Source organism: Stutzerimonas kunmingensis (assembly GCF_021432085.1).
Classification (GTDB): Bacteria; Pseudomonadota; Gammaproteobacteria; order Pseudomonadales; family Pseudomonadaceae; genus Stutzerimonas.
This window is the reverse complement of record NZ_CP090366.1, coordinates 2,254,879-2,270,467: the sequence shown is the minus strand read 5'-3', so window position 1 is coordinate 2,270,467 and position 15,589 is coordinate 2,254,879. Positions and strand designations below refer to the sequence as shown.

The following is a 15,589-nucleotide window of genomic DNA, read 5'->3' as shown; positions in this document are numbered from 1 at the left end:
ACAACAAGAAGAGACCGCGCAATGCATGACCTCGAACTCAGCGAAGACCAACGCATGATCCGCGACATGGCGCGCGACTTCGCCCGCCGCGAAATCGCACCCCATGCACAGGCCTGGGAAAAGGCCGGCTGGATCGACGACGCCCTGGTCGCCCAGATGGGCGAGCTTGGCCTGCTCGGCATGGTAGTCCCGGAAGAATGGAGCGGCAGCTATATCGACTACGTCGCCTACGCCCTGGCCGTGGAGGAAATCTCCGTCGGCGATGGCGCCACCGGCGCGCTGATGAGCATCCACAACTCGGTGGGTTGCGGCCCGGTGCTGAACTACGGCTCGCAGGCGCAGAAGGACGAGTGGCTGGCGGAACTGGCCAGCGGTCGCGCCATCGGCTGCTTCGCCCTCACCGAACCGCAGGCCGGCTCCGAGGCGCACAACCTGCGCACCCGCGCAGAGCTGGTGGACGGCCAGTGGGTACTCAACGGCAGCAAGCAGTTCTGCAGCAATGCCAAGCGGGCGAAGTTGGCCATCGTTTTCGCGGTGACCGATCCGGACCTCGGCAAGAAGGGACTTTCCGCGTTTCTGGTGCCCACCGACACGCCCGGCTTCGCGGTGGAGCGCAGCGAACACAAGATGGGTATCCGCGCTTCGGACACCTGCGCGGTCTCGCTCAGCGACTGCCGAATCCCGGAGACCAATCTGCTTGGCGAGCGCGGCAAGGGCCTGGCGATTGCGCTGTCGAACCTCGAAGGCGGACGCATCGGCATCGGCGCGCAGGCCGTGGGCATCGCCCGCGCGGCCTTCGAAGCGGCCCTGCTCTACGCCCGCGAGCGCGTGCAGTTCGGCAAGCCGATCGCCGAGCACCAGAGCATCGCCAACATGCTCGCCGACATGCAGACCCAGCTGAATGCGGCGCGTCTGCTGATCCTGCATGCCGCAAGGCTGAAGAGCGCCGGTCTGCCGTGCCTGTCAGAAGCCTCCCAGGCCAAGCTGTTCGCCTCGGAAATGGCGGAGAAGGTCTGTTCGCAGGCGGTGCAGATCCACGGTGGCTACGGCTATCTTGAGGATTATCCGGTCGAGCGCTATTACCGCGATGCCCGTATTACGCAGATCTACGAGGGCTCGAGCGAGATCCAGCGCCTGCTGATCGCGCGGGAGCTGGCGAACTACCCGCTGTAAACGCCACTGCGTGCTGGACGAATGCCGTGCTGCAATCTGACAGCTCGGCATTCGTCACGTTGGCGCCTTCACCCGTACGGCAAAGCCAGCCTGGCTGTATCGAAGCCCACTCAATTACACAATCAATGCCCACAACGCCTGACAGCGCGGCCGCTGTCTTGCGGCCCAAATAAAAAGGGGAGCCGCTAGGCTCCCCTTCAGGTCGTGTTGCTTTGTTCTTCTTCTGCTGACGGGCTTGTTGTTTTTGTTGGCAGCCCGGTCGGACATCGTCCGAGTAGCAGTCCCATAAGGGACATAAAGAACAAACGGATTATTTTGGTCGCTGATGTTGCCACTACCCTCGCGGGCTCAACCGGTTCTGGAGCTGCCTCAAGGCAGTTTTATTGTTCTCGGTCCGGTCGACAGGAAACCTGTCGGGCAATTCCTCTCCAAAAGAATCAGTTTGCTACGTCTCCCACCTGCTTGTTTTTATTGTGTCGGAGTCGCTACGTGTTGTTTTTGTTATTGGATGTGCTTTCTTGTTCTTGTTATGCCAATAACAAAGCATTCGTCATGCCAGTTTTGATAATTCCATATTTTTCAATAGGTTACGATTTGGACATGCACAGAGAGCACAGAATCCGCGCCTGATTCGTTACCGCCCACCTCAGTGACCGTTACGCTGTACGAAAGGAGTAACACCTTTGGGTAACCGCCTCTGTGCGCGGCGACGTGCAAGGGCGCGATAGTGATACAGCCGATTCGCGGCTGCATAACGCAGGACACCCCGGCAGTGGTTCACTGTCAGGGTGTCTATCGCTCGATGGGCATAAAAAGGTTCTTCGGCTGGTTAGCGCCTGTGTCGTATCAGGCGTCTGCTGTCTGCACAGCAGTTTCCTTGCGTCTCGCTAGGTAATCGCAGGCCATGATGGCGAGCAAAGGGACGACACCTACACTGAGGGCAGCGTGCCAGGATCCGACGAGGGCCACGAACAGCATCCCCACGACAACGATCGCAGCGACGCAGTGGGCCAGGAAACGGCACAGTTCAAGTGCAACTACTTGTTGTTCGGCATCATTAATCATGACGTTGTACTCCCCGTTTTTGTTGTAATAAGCAGCCTCCGTTTTCATAGTAGTCAGCTGGTGCCAACTCGCAAACCAAAACCGACGTGCGGCACGTCTAGGCCGCGCTTTACGGGCGCTGCACACTACTTTGGTCGACCCCCGAATGATTACTTTGAACAGTGTTGCGATATAAGCGTTATATATTCAGGAATCATTTTCCTGACTGCTTGCCCAATAATGGACGCGCTTTTTTTCGCAGCATGAAAGTCGTCGACTTCGATACTCGCGCGCAAGCCTGCGTACGTCGTAACAGTGCTTAACGTCAGCTGTGCAACTCAGTCCCACCCCTCTTCCGCACTGCAACGTAACGTCCGCCTCGCCTTGCCGGGCGTGCGGGAAAAACGCGGCGCCGGTGCTGCCTGCAGCTCACCATCAAGGTCCTGGTAAACGCCACGCTGGCGCAGATGCGGGTGCTGCGCCGCTTCTTCCAGTTCAAGCACGGGCGCGAAGCAGGCGTCGCTGCCCTCGAGCAAGGCGCACCATTCGGCTCGCGTGCGGGTCGCGAACAGCTGCTCCAGCAGCTCGCTCTGCGCAGGCCATTCGGCCGGATCGGCGCAACCCGCCCAGAGCGCTTCCGGCGCGTCTAATCGCTCCAGCAACTCGTGCCAGAACTGTGGCTCCAGCGGCCCGATTGCAATCTCGCGACCATCGGCGCAGCAATAGCAACGGTAGTTCGGCGCAGCGCCAGCCAGCGGATTGCGTTCGCGTTGCATGTCGATCCGCCCGCTCGGCAGCAGGCCGGCGAAGAAGGTCATCAACGACGACACGCCATCGACGATCGCCGCATCGATCACCTGCCCCTGCCCCGAACGTTCGCGCTCCCACAGCGCGGCGAGGATGCCGACGGCGAGATAGAGCGAGCCGCCGCCGAAATCACCGACCAGGTTCAACGGCGGAATCGCCGTCCCGCTCTCGCCGCGGATTGCCGCCAGCGCGCCGGTCAAGGCGATGTAGTTTATGTCGTGCCCGGCAGCCCTGGCCAACGGCCCAGTCTGCCCCCAACCGGTCATGCGTCCGTAGATCAGCCGCGGATTGCGCGCCAGCAGTTCGTCCGGGCCCAGCCCCAGCCGTTCCATCACCCCGGGGCGGAAGCCTTCGATCAGCACGTCGGCGTCCACGGCCAGCGTCAGACAGCGCTCTCGCCCAGCCACACTGCGGATGTCGAGGGTCAGCGTCTTGCGCCCGCGATCGACCACCGGGTTCGGCCAGCCATTGCCGCCTTCGCGCTCGATGCGCAGCACCTCGGCGCCCATGTCGGCCAGCAGCATGGCGCAATGCGGGCCGGGGCCGATGCCGGCGAACTCCAGCACGCGCAGGCCGCACAGCGGTCCGCTACGGGTGGCGTCGTGTTCGTTCATGGGTCGATCTCCTTGATGCACACGCACGCAGACGCGCCCCGCACCGAAGCACGGAGCGCGTATGGGTAACAGGCGTTACTGGTTCACGGCGCTGGGCTGGTTCTCGACCAGATGGTTGCGATAGCGCTCGCGCAGCACCTTCTTGTCGATCTTGCCGGTGGCGGTCAATGGCACCGCGTCGAAGATCACCGCGTCCGGCATCCACCACTTGACGATGTTCGGCTCCAGATGGGCGAGGATCGTCTCGACCGTAACCTCAGCATCGACATGCGGCTCGATCACCAGTACCGGGCGCTCCTCCCATTTGGGGTGGAATACGCCGACCACGGCTGCCACCTTCACCCCGGGACAGGCCGCCGCGACGTTCTCGATATCGATGGAGCTGACCCATTCGCCGCCGGACTTGATCACGTCCTTGCTGCGGTCGGTGATGCGCATGAAGCCATCGGCATCCAGCGTGGCGATGTCACCGGTATCGAACCAGCCATCCTCATCCAGCGCGCTTTTTTCGCTGCGGTAGTAGCGCTCGACCGTCCAGGGGCCGCGCACCTTGAGGCTGCCAGAACTGACGCCATCGCATGGCAGCTCGCGCCCTTCCTCATCGACGATCTTCAGCTCGATACCGAATTGCAGGCGGCCCTGACGGGTCCAGATGGTGTCGTTGGTCGCTTGCTGACCACGTTCGGCCAGTTTCGGCGTCGGCGTGGCCACAACACCCAGCGGGCTGGTCTCGGTCATCCCCCAGAGCTGGCAGACCGCGACGCCGTACTTGGTCTGGAAGGTTTCGGCCATCGCCCGCGGCACGGCGGAACCGCCGATCACCAGCCGCGCCAGACTGCCGGAATCCTCACCGCTACGTTCCAGATGGGCGAGGTACATGGTCCAGATGGTCGGCACGCCGCCGGACAGGGTCACGCCCTCGGTCTTGATCAGTTCCTGCAGGCTCGCGCCGTCCATCTTGTCGCACGGCAGCACGAACTTGCAGCCATTGATCGCCGCGGCAAATGGGATGCCCCAGGCGGTGCCGTGATAGAGCGACGAGCACGGCATGATGCAATCGAAGGCGGACAGGCCGAACGCGCCGGACAGGCCGGCGGCCATCGCATGCAGCACCACCGAGCGGTGGCTGTAGAGCACACCCTTGGGGTCGCCAGTGGTGCCGGAGGTGTAACAGAGCACCGCGCCGGCGTTCTCGTCGAACTGCGGCCAGTCCAGCGGCTGCTCGTCGGCGATCAGCTGCTCGTAGCCCAGGACATCCTCTAGGCCAGAACTCGGTTGCGCAGCCAGTTCAATGAAATGGCGGATGTTGCCCAGACGTGGCCGCAGCCGGGCGACGCACTCGGCAAAGCTGCTGTCGAATAGCAGCACCTGACTGCCGGCGTGGTTGATGGTGTAGACGATCTGTTCGTCCGACAGCCGCGGGTTGGCCGTGTGCAGCACGGCGCCGATGCCGGGCACGGCGAAGAACAGCTCGTAGTGACGGTGAGTATTCCAGGCCAGCGACGACACGCAATCGCCGGGGCCGATGCCGAGCTTGCCCAGCATGCTGGCGGCCTGCGCCGAACGGGCGGCGAGCCCGGCATAGTCATAACGCCAGAGGGGTTCGTCGACCAGCCGCGAGACGATTTCGCGATCACCGTGAGCACGGGCGGCGTGGGTGACGATGCTGCTGATCAACAGGGGGGCGTTCTGCATCAATCCTGGTTGCATGTTTCCTACCTCTATCTTGTTTTTATTGTGCAAGTGCCGGTCGAGGAAACGGCGTTCTACCGGCACCACTGAAATCACGTATCGATGCGCCGCAGGGCACGCAGGCGCACCTGGTTTCGGTCAAGCCGGCCCTCCAAGGTTGCGCGCGATGACCAGGCGCTGGATGTCGCTGGTGCCTTCGTAGATTTGGCAGACCCGCACATCGCGGTAGATACGCTCCACCGGGAAGTCGGACAGGTAGCCGTAGCCACCCAGGGTCTGAATCGCGGCGGAACAGACCTTCTCCGCCATCTCCGAGGCGAACAGCTTGGCCATCGACGCCTCCACCAATGCCGGCCGCCCGGCTTCGCGCAGCGCGGCGGCGTGATGCACCATCTGCCGTGCCACGGCGATCTGGGTGGCCATGTCGGCCAGGCGAAAGGCCACGGCCTGATGCTCGATGATCGGCTTGCCGAAGGTTTCGCGGTCGCGGGCGTAATCACGCGCTGCTTCGAACGCCGCGCGCGCCATGCCCACTGCCTGGGCGGCGATGCCGATGCGTCCGCCTTCGAGATTGGCCAGGGCAATGCGATAGCCCTCGCCCTCCTCGCCCAGCCGGTTGGCCACCGGCACGCGCAGGTCCTCGAACGCGATCTGGCAGGTATCCGACGCGTGCTGACCGAGCTTGTCCTCGACCCGTACCACCTGATAGCCCGGGCTGTCGGTGGGTACGATGAAGGCACTGATACCGCGCTTGCCGGCGTCCGGGTCGGTCACCGCAAAGACGATCACCGTGCCGGCATGCTTGCCCGACGTGATGAACTGCTTGGCACCATTGAGCACGTAATGATCGCCGTCACGCCGGGCACGAGTACGCAGGCTGCTGGCGTCGGAACCGGCCTGTGGTTCGGTGAGGGCGAAGGCGCCGATCTGCTCGCCGCGTGCTAGCGGACCGAGGAAGTCGCGCTTTTGCTGGTCGTTGCCGAAACGCAGGATCGGCACGCAGCCTACCGAGTTGTGCACGCTCATGATGGTCGAGCAGGCGCCGTCGCCGGCGGCGATCTCTTCCAATGCCATGGCATAGGCCAGGTAGCCGGTGTCGCTGCCACCCCACTGCTCTGGCACCAGCATGCCGAAGAAGCCGAGCGCGGCCATCTCGGCAATCGCCTCGGCGGGATAGCGATGCTCGCGACTCCACTGTTCGGCGAAAGGCTTCAGCCGTTCCTGAGCGAACTGGCGAGCCATCTCGGCGATCGCGTTTTGATCTTCATTGGGCAGCATGGATGCCTCCTCAGATCAGTTCGACGGCCATGGCGGTGGCTTCGCCGCCGCCGATGCAGATCGCCGCCACGCCACGGCGCAGACCACGTGCACGAAGGGCCGAAAGCAGCGTCACCAGGATCCGCGCGCCCGAGGCACCGATGGGATGGCCGAGCGCGCAGGCACCGCCGTTGACGTTGACCTTGGCGTGGTCCAAGCCCAACTCGCGCATGCTGGCCATGGCGACCACCGCGAAGGCTTCGTTGATCTCGAACAGATCAACGTCTTCGGTGGACCAACCGGTGCGCTCCATCAGCTTGCGGATCGCGCCAATCGGCGCTGTGGTGAACAGATTCGGTGCATCAGCGTAGGCCGCGTGGCCGTGGATCACCGCCTGTGGCTGCAGGCCCCAGCGCTCGGCTTCGGAGCGGCGCATGAGCAGCAGCGCGGCGGCACCATCGGAAATCGAGCTGGAGTTGGCCGCAGTCACCGTGCCGCCCTCGCGGAACGCCGGCTTCAGACTGGGAATCTTTTCCGGCATCGCCTTGGGTGGCTGCTCGTCGTCGCGAATATGCCGCTGCTGTTTGCCCTGGGTGACCTCCAGCGCAACGATCTCTTCGGCAAAACGCCCCTCGCTGATTGCCACCTGAGCGCGGCGCAGGGACTCGAGCGCGTAAGCGTCCTGGGCTTCACGGCTGAAGCCGAACGCGTCGGCGCATTCTTCGGCAAAAGTGCCCATCAGCCGGCCTTTGTCGAACGAGTCTTCCAGACCGTCGAGAAACATATGGTCGAGCACCCGCCCATGGCCCATGCGATAGCCGCCACGGGCTCGGTCGAGCAGGTAAGGCGCGTTGGACATGCTTTCCATCCCGCCGGTGACGACGATATCGGCACTCCCGGCAAGCAGCTGGTCGTGGGCCATGATCACCGTCTGCATGCCCGAGCCGCACATCTTGTTGACCGTGGTGCAGGTGGTGGCGCGGGTCAGCCCGGCGCTCAACGCCGCCTGACGTGTCGGTGCCTGGCCCTGGCCGGCAGGCAGCACGCAGCCCATCAGCACATCCTGCACGTTCTCGGCCGGCAGGCCGCTGCGTTCCACCGCCGCGCGGATGGCGGCAGCACCGAGCTGCCAGGCGGTCATCCCCTGCAGGTCGCCCTGAAAACCGCCCATGGGCGTGCGCGCACTGCTGACGATTACGATCGGATCATCTTTCATCTCTGCTTCCTTCACTTGGCGGCCATGCGCAAGGCGCCGTCGAGACGGATCACCTCGCCATTGAGCATGCTGTTCTCGAAGATGTGCCGCACCAGCGCGGCGTATTCGGCCGGGTGGCCCAGGCGTGGCGGAAACGGCACGCCGGCGGCCAGCGAGTCGCGGATTTCCTGGGTCATCCCGGCCATCATCGGCGTCTCGAACACGCCGGGGGCGATGGTCATCACGCGGATGCCGAAGCGCGCCAATTCGCGGGCGGCAGGCAGGGTCATGCTGACCACCCCGCCCTTGGACGCGGCATAGGCCGTCTGGCCGATCTGGCCGTCGAAGGCAGCGATCGATGCGGTATTGATGATCGCGCCGCGCTCGCCACCTTCGTCAGGCGCGTTCTCGGCCATCGCCTCGGCGGCCAGCCGCAGCATGTTGAAGCTACCGATCAGGTTGATGCCGACGATGCGGCTGAAGCCGTCCAGACTGTGCGGGCCGTTGCGGCCGAGGACTTTTTCGCCGCCGGCGACGCCGGCGCAGTTGACCAGCCCGTGCAACGCGCCGAAATGTTCGCGGGCGGCGGCGACGGCATGGCGCGCGGCCTGTTCATCACGAATGTCGGCGGCGACGCCGAGGGCGCTAGGCCCGAGCGCCTGTGCCGTGGCGTTGGCCGCGGCTTCGTCCAGATCGGCGAGCACGACCTTGCCGCCCGCCTCGACCAGCGCCTGCGCCGCCGCAGCGCCAAGGCCGGAGGCGCCGCCAGTAATGAGGAATACCTTGTCGCGAATCTGCATGGCTGTCTCCCGTGCTTGTTGTTATTCGGTGCGAAGCCGGGGTTATCTTTGGACAGCGACACGGGTGCGGCAATGGTCGATGTTCTCAACCTGCCTGACCGTTTTGGCCAATGGCAAAAGGCAATCTTCCCGCTATCGCTAAAGGCGTGAGGACAGCTGGAGGCCTCAGGCCCAACAACGCGCTATCAGGCGCGCGCCGGCGCCAGAATCAGGTTGCGGTAGTGCCCGGGATTGATACCTGTCCACTTGCGGAACGCCTTGTAGAACGAACTGACATCGGCAAACCCCAGCCGCTCGGCGATTTCGCCATAGCTGATGGCGGCGTCGGCCAGCCATTCGGTGGCCATTTCCTGGCGCAAGCCGTCCTTGATGGCCTGATAAGGCTGCCCCGCCTCCGCCAGCCGGCGACGCAGGGTCGAGGCCGAGATGCACAGGGTCTGTGCCAGCGTCTCGCTGTCTGGCCAGCGTTCGGCAGGCAGGCTGCGCAGGTGCTGTTTGATGCGACTGGCCAGGCTGGAGTGGTCGCGATAACGCACCAGGATGTTGGCTGGCGCTTCGGCGAGAAAGGCCTGCAATTCTGCTTCGCTACGACGGATCGGCAGATCGAGCACTTCGGCAGCGAAAATAATCCGCGTCGACGGCCGGCCGAAACGCAGGTTGTCGGAGAACATCACCCGGTAATCATCCGTGTAGTCCGGTTCGGCACAACGCAACTCGACCGCCAGCAGCGGGATACGCCGCCCCACCAGCCAGCAGGCCAGGCCGTGCAGGAGCATCCAGAAGGTGAAGTAGCAAAAGGCTCGCGCCGGCTCGGGGTTGCGTTCGCGCAGCAACACTTCAGCCAGGCTCTGGCTGCGGATCAGCTTGCCACGCAGGTCCTCCAGGCCCAGCCCGAGAAAGCTCAGTGCGTGAACCAGCGCCTTCTCCAGTGTCGGCTGCTGGATGCAGCTGCGGCTGAGAAAGACGAAGCTGCCCCAGCGCAGCCGGCGCGGGTCCATGCCGAAGAATTCGTCATCGAAGCGCCGCGCCAGTCGCAGCCAGAGTTGCGAGTAGTCACGCACGTCCATGCGGCCGTCGGGATCTTGCAGGCAGGCGGGGTCGAGACCGATCTCATCCAGCAGCTGCCCGGTGGATAGCCCGGGCTGCACGAAACCCAGCAGCGCCTCGGCTACCAGGCGGACGCTGATGCTGTCCCGGCGGGCTATCGCCGAGACGGCTGCCTCGTCTGCTGTCGTTTGCGCCTCGCTGGTCATGCGGCTCGGTTTCCTGCCCTGTAGTCGTTGGCCGCCATGATCGGCCAGGCACGGTCGCGCTGTCAGCCCTTGCGTCACATCCAGCCCAGGGTCAACCCCATCACCATGAGGTAGCGCGCGGTCTTCGCCAACGTGACGATCAGCAGAAAGCTCCATAGCGGCTCACGCATCACGCCGGCGACCAGGGTCAGCGGATCACCAATGATCGGCACCCAGCTGAGCAGCAAGGTCCAGCGACCGTAGCGATGGTAGCTGTGCTGCGCCTTCGTCAGTTGCCGCTCGTTGACCGGAAACCAGCGCTTGTGGCGAAAATGCTCGACGTAACGCCCGAGCAGCCAGTTCACAACCGAGCCCAGCACATTGCCGAGGCTGGCCACGGCGACCAGGGCCCAGACCGTGTAGCGTTCGGAAAGAAGGAGGCCGGCGAGCACCGCCTCGGACTGCATCGGTAGCAGCGTGGCGGCACCGAACGCCGCGAGAAAAAGGCCGAGATAGCCGGAGAGCGACACCATCAATATGCAACCGTAACCATGCTGACTGACGGCGCGCAGTATGCGGGAAAGCGCATCGCTTGGGCGGTGACTGCGGCTGGGATGATGCTTGAGTAAGAACCTCCAAGCCCGCGGCGATTCACTCGCGACAGACTAGCCGGCGTCACTGTGTCACCTTGCAACAGGGCAACAGGGCAACAGGGCAAATTTACATGCGGCACCGGTGTTGCCGAGATCGGACATTGCCATGGACGGCAGGACGGGCCGCACTGACATCACATCTCGTGAATACGGCTCACCTGACGAGCAAGACGCATGGTCTCGTGCTCTTCCATGCGTAGAAGGTCCTCGGCGAGATTGCGTGCACCATCAATTTCGGCGCGACGCGCCAAGGAGCGGTAGAGATCGATCACCTGGTTATGAATGGTGAAGATATCCAGGGAAATCTCCTCCACCGTCATGGTGTCGTAAGCCTTACAGGCCTGATTGCGCAACACGGGATTGCGTGTCAGATAGTCGTAGATCCAGGTATGCAATGCCTTCGGGTCGGCATGCTTCTCGATCTTGTCGACCGTTTCCGCCAGTGCTCTCTCGTGGTCGGCAATGTAGACCAGCAGCCATTTGGCTCGGGTCTCTTCGTGCTTGTCGGAACAGCGAGCCATGCAACGAGCCAGCATGGCATGGGTGTCGCGTGTCCAGTCGATCAGGTCTTCGAATCGCTCGATCTTCATCGCCAAAATCTCCGCTGGTAGGACGGCAAACAGCACGGCACAGGCCTGTCTCACCGGTGCCTGATTCTGTCCGCTTGCCAGGTCCGGTTACATGACGCTGATTAAGAGATTAGTCCACCCTGCTGTGCCAAGGCCGCTCACACCGCGCAACCTTGCTACAGATCATTGCCGGCCGGAAAAGGACGGTCGAGGATGGGCGTGGATTCGCAAACCATGTGCCATCGCCCCGCCGGCGGCTGGGCCAGCATCTGGGAAGCACGCTCATGTACCACGTCGTGTTGCGCGGGGCTCTGTTGATGCTTCTGGGGATACTGGCCAGCGCTCATGCCTTCGCTAACGCAACGGTGCTTAAGGTATTCGTGCGTGACGGCTGCCCGCACTGCAGCGCAGCCAAGGCCCATCTCGCGGAGCTCTCCACGCAGCATTCGGAGCTGGAGATTCGCCTGCGGGAAGTCGATCGCGATCCTGCCGCTCGCGCCGATCTGCTGCGCCTGTCCCGTGGCGCCGGCGTCTGGCCGCCGGCAGTGCTGACGTTCGTCATTGCTGATCAGATGTACTACCTGTTTCGCCGTGCTCGCGCTGAGCAGCCGCAAGCTCACAAAACGACCTGGCGGCACGCTGAAGCTCATCAGCGGTGCGGTGATGCTCCCGCGGGGCGTCGTCATGCTGCTACAGCCGCAATGGCTGCAGTAGCAGATTGCCAGGGGTGATCTATGCTGGACCCTAGCGCCGCTGCCATGCAGCAAGTGAGAGCATTCCGCCAGCGCACCATCGCCCTGCTACTAGCGCCGCTCCTGCTTGCTGGCGGCCTGGCGCAAGCATCCACCGCCAATCACGCTCGTTTCGATGCCCTGCTGGGTCCTTTCGCCAGTGGCGAAGAAGTAACGCGGGCCTGTCTGAGCTGCCACGGCAAGGCAGCCAAGCAGATCATGGCCACGCGGCACTGGACCTGGGACTACATAAACCCGGATACCGGTCAGCGTCTGGGCAAGAAGACCATGCTCAACGGCTTCTGCATCGGCGACCGTTCCAACGAGGCGTTCTGCCAGTCTTGCCACATCGGCTATGGTTGGAAGGATGCCAGCTTCGACTTTACCGACGAAACCAAGGTCGACTGCCTTTCCTGCCATAACACCGGCAACTACCTCAAGCTTGCGGGCCTCGCTGGGCATCCGCCGCTGGTGCGCAGCGAAACCGCACCCGGCTCAGGCAAATTCATCGAACCGGTCGACCTGGCCGCCGTGGCACGCCATGTTGGCGCAACCACGCGCCGGACCTGCGGGACCTGCCATTACTACGGCGGCGGTGGCGACGGCGTGAAACACGGCGATCTCGATTCGTCGCTCAATGCGCCGTCGCGTGAGCTGGACGTGCACATGGCCGCGGAGGGTCTCGATTTCACCTGTGCGACGGGCCACGTTGCCGAGGAGCACCGGATCGCCGGCAGTCGCATCAACGTTACTGCCAGCGACCCGCACGGCGCAGTCACTCGAGGTGAGCGCAGCGAGCGCAACCGTTCGACCTGTCAGTCCTGCCATGGTGACAAGCCGCACCTGGGAAACCTGCTGCACACCGGGCGCCTTAATGACCACACCAGCGTGCTTGCCTGCCAGAGCTGTCATATCCCGGCCTTCGCCCGCGGCGGCGTGCCTACCAAAATGGCCTGGGACTGGTCCAGCGCCGGAAGAATGGACGCCAACGGCAAGCCATTCCAGACGCGCAACGAGCGCGGTCAGGTTCTTTACGACAGCAGAAAGGGCAGTTTCGTACTCGGCGAGGATGTAGTGCCCGACTATGTCTGGTTCGACGGTCGGGTTAGCTATGTGCAACCCGATACTGTAATAGACCCAAGCACCCGGGTACCGATCAATAGCTTTCACGGCACACCGGGGGCCACTGATGCACGCATCTGGCCGGTCAAAACCTTTCACGGGCGCCAGCCTTTCGATACCGAACTCCTGACATTGCTGGTGCCGCATACCGCGATCCCGAACGATACGGCGTTCTGGTACAACTTCGACTGGGCCAAGGCCCTGCAGGCTGGAGCTGACGCTTCTGGCGCGCCCTACAGTGGCAAGTTCGACTTCGTCGACACGTCGATGCTGTGGCCGATCACCCATATGGTCGCACCGAAGGAAGAGGCGCTCGATTGCGCACAGTGCCATGCCCGGCAAAGCCAGCTCGGCACTGTTCCCGGCATCTGGCTGACTGGCAAACACCACAGCCCCCTGCTCGACCGGATCGGCTTTGGGCTGGCTGGCCTCGCCCTGCTGGGCGTCCTCATCCATGCCGCCTTGCGCGTACTCTCGCGCCGCCGCAGAAGGAGTCACTGACATGGGCGAGCGTCTCTACCTGTTTACCCGTTTCGAGCGCTTCTGGCACTGGTCACAAGCCACACTGATCATCACGCTGTTGTTCAGCGGCTTCGCGGTTCATGGCAGCCACGCGTTATTGGAGTTTCGCACTGCGGTTGGAATCCATGAGGTATCAGCCTGGCTGCTGATGCTGTTGTGGGTATTCGGTATCTTCTGGCATTTCACCACCGGCCAGTGGCGCCAGTACATTCCCACGCTGAACAACATCGACCGGATGCTGCGCTACTACGTCCACGGGATTTTCATGGGCGCCCCCCATCCGTACAAGATCACGGTGGAGCGCAAGCACAACCCGTTGCAGCGCCTGTCGTACCTGTTCGTCAAAGTGATGATCGGCCCGCTGCTGTGGCTGACCGGGCTGCTCTATCTCTTCTGGGAGCAGGTACAGGAGCTACTCTCGCCCTGGTTCGGCTTGCAACAGGTCGCACTGCTGCACACGGCGGGCGCGTTCATGATGCTGATCTTCCTGATAGCGCATGTATACCTGGCCACAACCGGGCGGACGCCCCTGGAACACATCAGAGCCATGCTGAGCGGCTGGGAAGAGAAGCACTGAATGATCAATGAGTGGATAAATACCCCCGCCGGTATAAGATGACCCGAACATCTACGTCCTTTCATGTCGGAGCTCCGGATGAAATCCTCATTGATCGCCCTTTCCCTCAGCATGCTGGCTTTCGCGGCCCAGGCAGTAGAACTCGAAGTCACCCCGCAAGACGCCTACGCCCGCGCCCAACAGGAGGGTGCAAAGGTCCTCTTCATCGACGTCCGCGACCCGGTGGAGATCATGTTCGTCGGCTTCACCGATGCCGTGGACACCAACATTCCGTATCTGCTCGTCGAGCGGAACGCCTGGAATGACGAGCGCGGTGCGTTCCAGACCAACCGTAATCCGAAGTTCCTCGAGCAGATCCAGACCGAACTGGACAAGCGTGGGCTGGGCGCCGACACCGAAATCATCACCATGTGCCGCTCGGGCAGCGAGCGTGGCAAACCCAGTGCGGATTTCCTGCGTGAGAACGGTTTTCCCAATGCGCGGTATGTCGTCGATGGATTTCAGGGCGCGGCGATAAAGGAAGGACCGCAGGCAGGTTTTCGCCTACAGAACGGCTGGCAGAACGCCGGCCTGCCGTGGAGCCCGAAGATGAATCCGGAAAAGATCTACCGCACCGATCGCAAGTAAAACCCTCGCGTAGCGCGGCACCTCGGCGATGAACATCGGTAACGCACACCGCCGATCGGCCATCAGCCAAAAACGGTCACCGTTTGCCGGCTCAGCGCGACCAATTCTCCGGTTGGTGTCCACAACGCCGCGGCGCAGTGGCCGTAGCCGTCACGGGCATGCTCGATAACTGCGCGGTACATGCACCAGTCGTGGCTGTCGAGTTCAGGCAACGGCTGGATGAATTCGATGGTCCAAGTCAGTGAACTGCCGGGCGCGAAGCTCTTCAGATGCGGCAACACGGCAGGCGGCCAGGCATCGACCAGCGCCAGCAGGTGCGCTTCAGTCATCGGTTCGCGGGGTACATCACCACGCTGGCGCACCCAGCCGCCCATTTCGCGGGACGCGTTGCCGGAAAATGGCAGCCCGCCGATGCCCCAGCGCATGGCCAGGTAGCGGGTAAATTCCGGCGTTACGCCTGCTACGTAAGGCAGTTCCTGGCAGGCTTCGACCGGTGGCATGGCTGGCGCCGGCTCTGCCGCGACATCCACGACGGAACTGCGCGCTGCGCCGAAGCTGCCCTGGACTATGGTGACCACCTGCCCGTCCTGCATCACGCGGCCTAGCATCTGGCTCACGGCCTTGCCTTCTCGCAGTACCTCGGCCTCGAAGCTCGCCGGCGTGTCCAGCGCCAGCGGCCCGACGAAGGTGATCGCCAGCGAACGCAGCGGTCTGCCGTCGGGCACCTTGGCGCGCATGCTTTCGAAGACTAGCGCGGCGACCAGACCGCCGAAACCGGCACGCCCCTGTCCCCAGCTGGCCGGTACCACCACACTGCCGGGGTTGTCACGCACCGCCTGCAACAGCTCGCAAAGCTCCATATCCACCTCGTTATCGTTCGTTATGCGAGCGATGTTAAAGGGGCGCCGGTGAGGGTGCGAGCCTGCCTGGCAGAAGCGGCCGCATGAAATGCCGAATCATCCATGCCGGCAATG

At 63.1% G+C, this 15,589-nt stretch carries 15 protein-coding genes; 5 read left to right on the top strand and 10 right to left on the bottom strand.

Annotated elements, in window-relative coordinates; translation table 11 throughout:
• Positions 1-21: 21 nt before the first annotated feature.
• Entirely contained in the window at positions 22-1,173 is a 1,152-nt protein-coding gene (locus LW136_RS10790) for an acyl-CoA dehydrogenase family protein (protein WP_234175162.1), read from the top strand.
• 846 nt (positions 1,174-2,019) lie between these two features.
• On the opposite strand, the gene LW136_RS10785 is transcribed toward LW136_RS10790, so the two are convergent.
• The 9 genes from LW136_RS10785 to LW136_RS10745 form a co-directional block, all read right to left on the bottom strand.
• On the bottom strand, positions 2,020-2,286 hold the full coding sequence (locus tag LW136_RS10785; RefSeq protein WP_014820432.1) for a hypothetical protein: 267 nt from the start codon (positions 2,284-2,286) through the stop codon (positions 2,020-2,022).
• 269 nt (positions 2,287-2,555) lie between these two features.
• Complete coding sequence (locus LW136_RS10780) at positions 2,556-3,638, bottom strand: CaiB/BaiF CoA transferase family protein (RefSeq protein ID WP_234175161.1); 1,083 nt, start codon at positions 3,636-3,638, stop codon at positions 2,556-2,558.
• Positions 3,639-3,713: 75 nt separating this feature from the next.
• Entirely contained in the window at positions 3,714-5,333 is a 1,620-nt protein-coding gene (locus LW136_RS10775) for a long-chain fatty acid--CoA ligase (RefSeq protein ID WP_234175253.1), read from the bottom strand.
• Positions 5,334-5,468: 135 nt separating this feature from the next.
• Complete coding sequence (locus LW136_RS10770; RefSeq protein ID WP_234175160.1) at positions 5,469-6,608, bottom strand: acyl-CoA dehydrogenase; 1,140 nt, start codon at positions 6,606-6,608, stop codon at positions 5,469-5,471.
• 10 nt (positions 6,609-6,618) lie between these two features.
• Positions 6,619-7,803 (bottom strand): acetyl-CoA C-acyltransferase, encoded by a 1,185-nt coding sequence (locus tag LW136_RS10765; protein ID WP_234175159.1) that lies wholly within the window; start codon positions 7,801-7,803, stop codon positions 6,619-6,621.
• A gap of 11 nt (positions 7,804-7,814) precedes the next feature.
• Positions 7,815-8,582 carry an SDR family NAD(P)-dependent oxidoreductase gene (locus LW136_RS10760; protein ID WP_234175158.1) on the bottom strand — a complete coding sequence of 256 codons (768 nt, stop codon included), beginning with the start codon at positions 8,580-8,582 and terminating at the stop codon, positions 7,815-7,817.
• Between the two features lie 185 nt (positions 8,583-8,767).
• Positions 8,768-9,835 carry an AraC family transcriptional regulator gene (locus tag LW136_RS10755; RefSeq protein ID WP_234175157.1) on the bottom strand — a complete coding sequence of 356 codons (1,068 nt, stop codon included), beginning with the start codon at positions 9,833-9,835 and terminating at the stop codon, positions 8,768-8,770.
• Between the two features lie 74 nt (positions 9,836-9,909).
• A complete protein-coding gene (locus tag LW136_RS10750; protein ID WP_090519774.1) occupies positions 9,910-10,347 on the bottom strand; it encodes a YqaA family protein in 438 nt (145 codons plus the stop codon).
• A 254-nt stretch (positions 10,348-10,601) separates the two neighbouring features.
• Complete coding sequence (locus LW136_RS10745; protein ID WP_014820440.1) at positions 10,602-11,057, bottom strand: hypothetical protein; 456 nt, start codon at positions 11,055-11,057, stop codon at positions 10,602-10,604.
• 263 nt (positions 11,058-11,320) lie between these two features.
• Here LW136_RS10745 and LW136_RS10740 point away from each other — a divergent pair, with 263 nt between their 5' ends.
• The 4 genes from LW136_RS10740 (at position 11,321) to LW136_RS10725 (ending at position 14,615) form a co-directional block, all read left to right on the top strand.
• A complete protein-coding gene (locus LW136_RS10740) occupies positions 11,321-11,767 on the top strand; it encodes a glutaredoxin family protein (protein WP_336512881.1) in 447 nt (148 codons plus the stop codon).
• 3 nt (positions 11,768-11,770) lie between these two features.
• Positions 11,771-13,390: a tetrathionate reductase family octaheme c-type cytochrome gene (locus tag LW136_RS10735; RefSeq protein WP_234175156.1), complete on the top strand. Its 1,620-nt coding sequence runs from the start codon at positions 11,771-11,773 to the stop codon at positions 13,388-13,390.
• Position 13,391: 1 nt separating this feature from the next.
• Complete coding sequence (locus tag LW136_RS10730) at positions 13,392-13,988, top strand: cytochrome b/b6 domain-containing protein (RefSeq protein WP_023447204.1); 597 nt, start codon at positions 13,392-13,394, stop codon at positions 13,986-13,988.
• A 78-nt stretch (positions 13,989-14,066) separates the two neighbouring features.
• Positions 14,067-14,615, top strand: a complete 549-nt coding sequence (locus tag LW136_RS10725) for a rhodanese-like domain-containing protein (RefSeq protein WP_234175155.1) — start codon at positions 14,067-14,069, stop codon at positions 14,613-14,615.
• Positions 14,616-14,677: 62 nt separating this feature from the next.
• Here LW136_RS10725 and LW136_RS10720 read toward each other — a convergent pair whose 3' ends face one another.
• Positions 14,678-15,475, bottom strand: coding sequence for an acyl-CoA thioesterase (locus tag LW136_RS10720; protein ID WP_014820445.1), 798 nt, complete (start codon positions 15,473-15,475; stop codon positions 14,678-14,680).
• Positions 15,476-15,589: the final 114 nt, after the last annotated feature.

Excerpts from the sequence above, each read along its gene's own strand:
- LW136_RS10740 (WP_336512881.1), top strand. The coding sequence starts at position 11,321 with ATGTACCACGTCGTGTTGCGCGGGGCTCTGTTGATGCTTCTGGGGATA.
- LW136_RS10755 (WP_234175157.1), bottom strand. The coding sequence starts at position 9,835 with ATGACCAGCGAGGCGCAAACGACAGCAGACGAGGCAGCCGTCTCGGCG.
- LW136_RS10750 (WP_090519774.1), bottom strand. The coding sequence starts at position 10,347 with ATGGTGTCGCTCTCCGGCTATCTCGGCCTTTTTCTCGCGGCGTTCGGT.
- LW136_RS10775 (WP_234175253.1), bottom strand. The coding sequence starts at position 5,333 with ATGCAGAACGCCCCCCTGTTGATCAGCAGCATCGTCACCCACGCCGCC.
- LW136_RS10780 (WP_234175161.1), bottom strand. The coding sequence starts at position 3,638 with ATGAACGAACACGACGCCACCCGTAGCGGACCGCTGTGCGGCCTGCGC.
- LW136_RS10730 (WP_023447204.1), top strand. The coding sequence starts at position 13,392 with ATGGGCGAGCGTCTCTACCTGTTTACCCGTTTCGAGCGCTTCTGGCAC.
- LW136_RS10785 (WP_014820432.1), bottom strand. The coding sequence starts at position 2,286 with ATGAAAACGGAGGCTGCTTATTACAACAAAAACGGGGAGTACAACGTC.
- LW136_RS10735 (WP_234175156.1), top strand. The coding sequence starts at position 11,771 with ATGCTGGACCCTAGCGCCGCTGCCATGCAGCAAGTGAGAGCATTCCGC.
- LW136_RS10720 (WP_014820445.1), bottom strand. The coding sequence starts at position 15,475 with ATGGAGCTTTGCGAGCTGTTGCAGGCGGTGCGTGACAACCCCGGCAGT.
- LW136_RS10770 (WP_234175160.1), bottom strand. The coding sequence starts at position 6,608 with ATGCTGCCCAATGAAGATCAAAACGCGATCGCCGAGATGGCTCGCCAG.
- LW136_RS10790 (WP_234175162.1), top strand. The coding sequence starts at position 22 with ATGCATGACCTCGAACTCAGCGAAGACCAACGCATGATCCGCGACATG.
- LW136_RS10760 (WP_234175158.1), bottom strand. The coding sequence starts at position 8,582 with ATGCAGATTCGCGACAAGGTATTCCTCATTACTGGCGGCGCCTCCGGC.
- LW136_RS10745 (WP_014820440.1), bottom strand. The coding sequence starts at position 11,057 with ATGAAGATCGAGCGATTCGAAGACCTGATCGACTGGACACGCGACACC.
- LW136_RS10765 (WP_234175159.1), bottom strand. The coding sequence starts at position 7,803 with ATGAAAGATGATCCGATCGTAATCGTCAGCAGTGCGCGCACGCCCATG.
- LW136_RS10725 (WP_234175155.1), top strand. The coding sequence starts at position 14,067 with ATGAAATCCTCATTGATCGCCCTTTCCCTCAGCATGCTGGCTTTCGCG.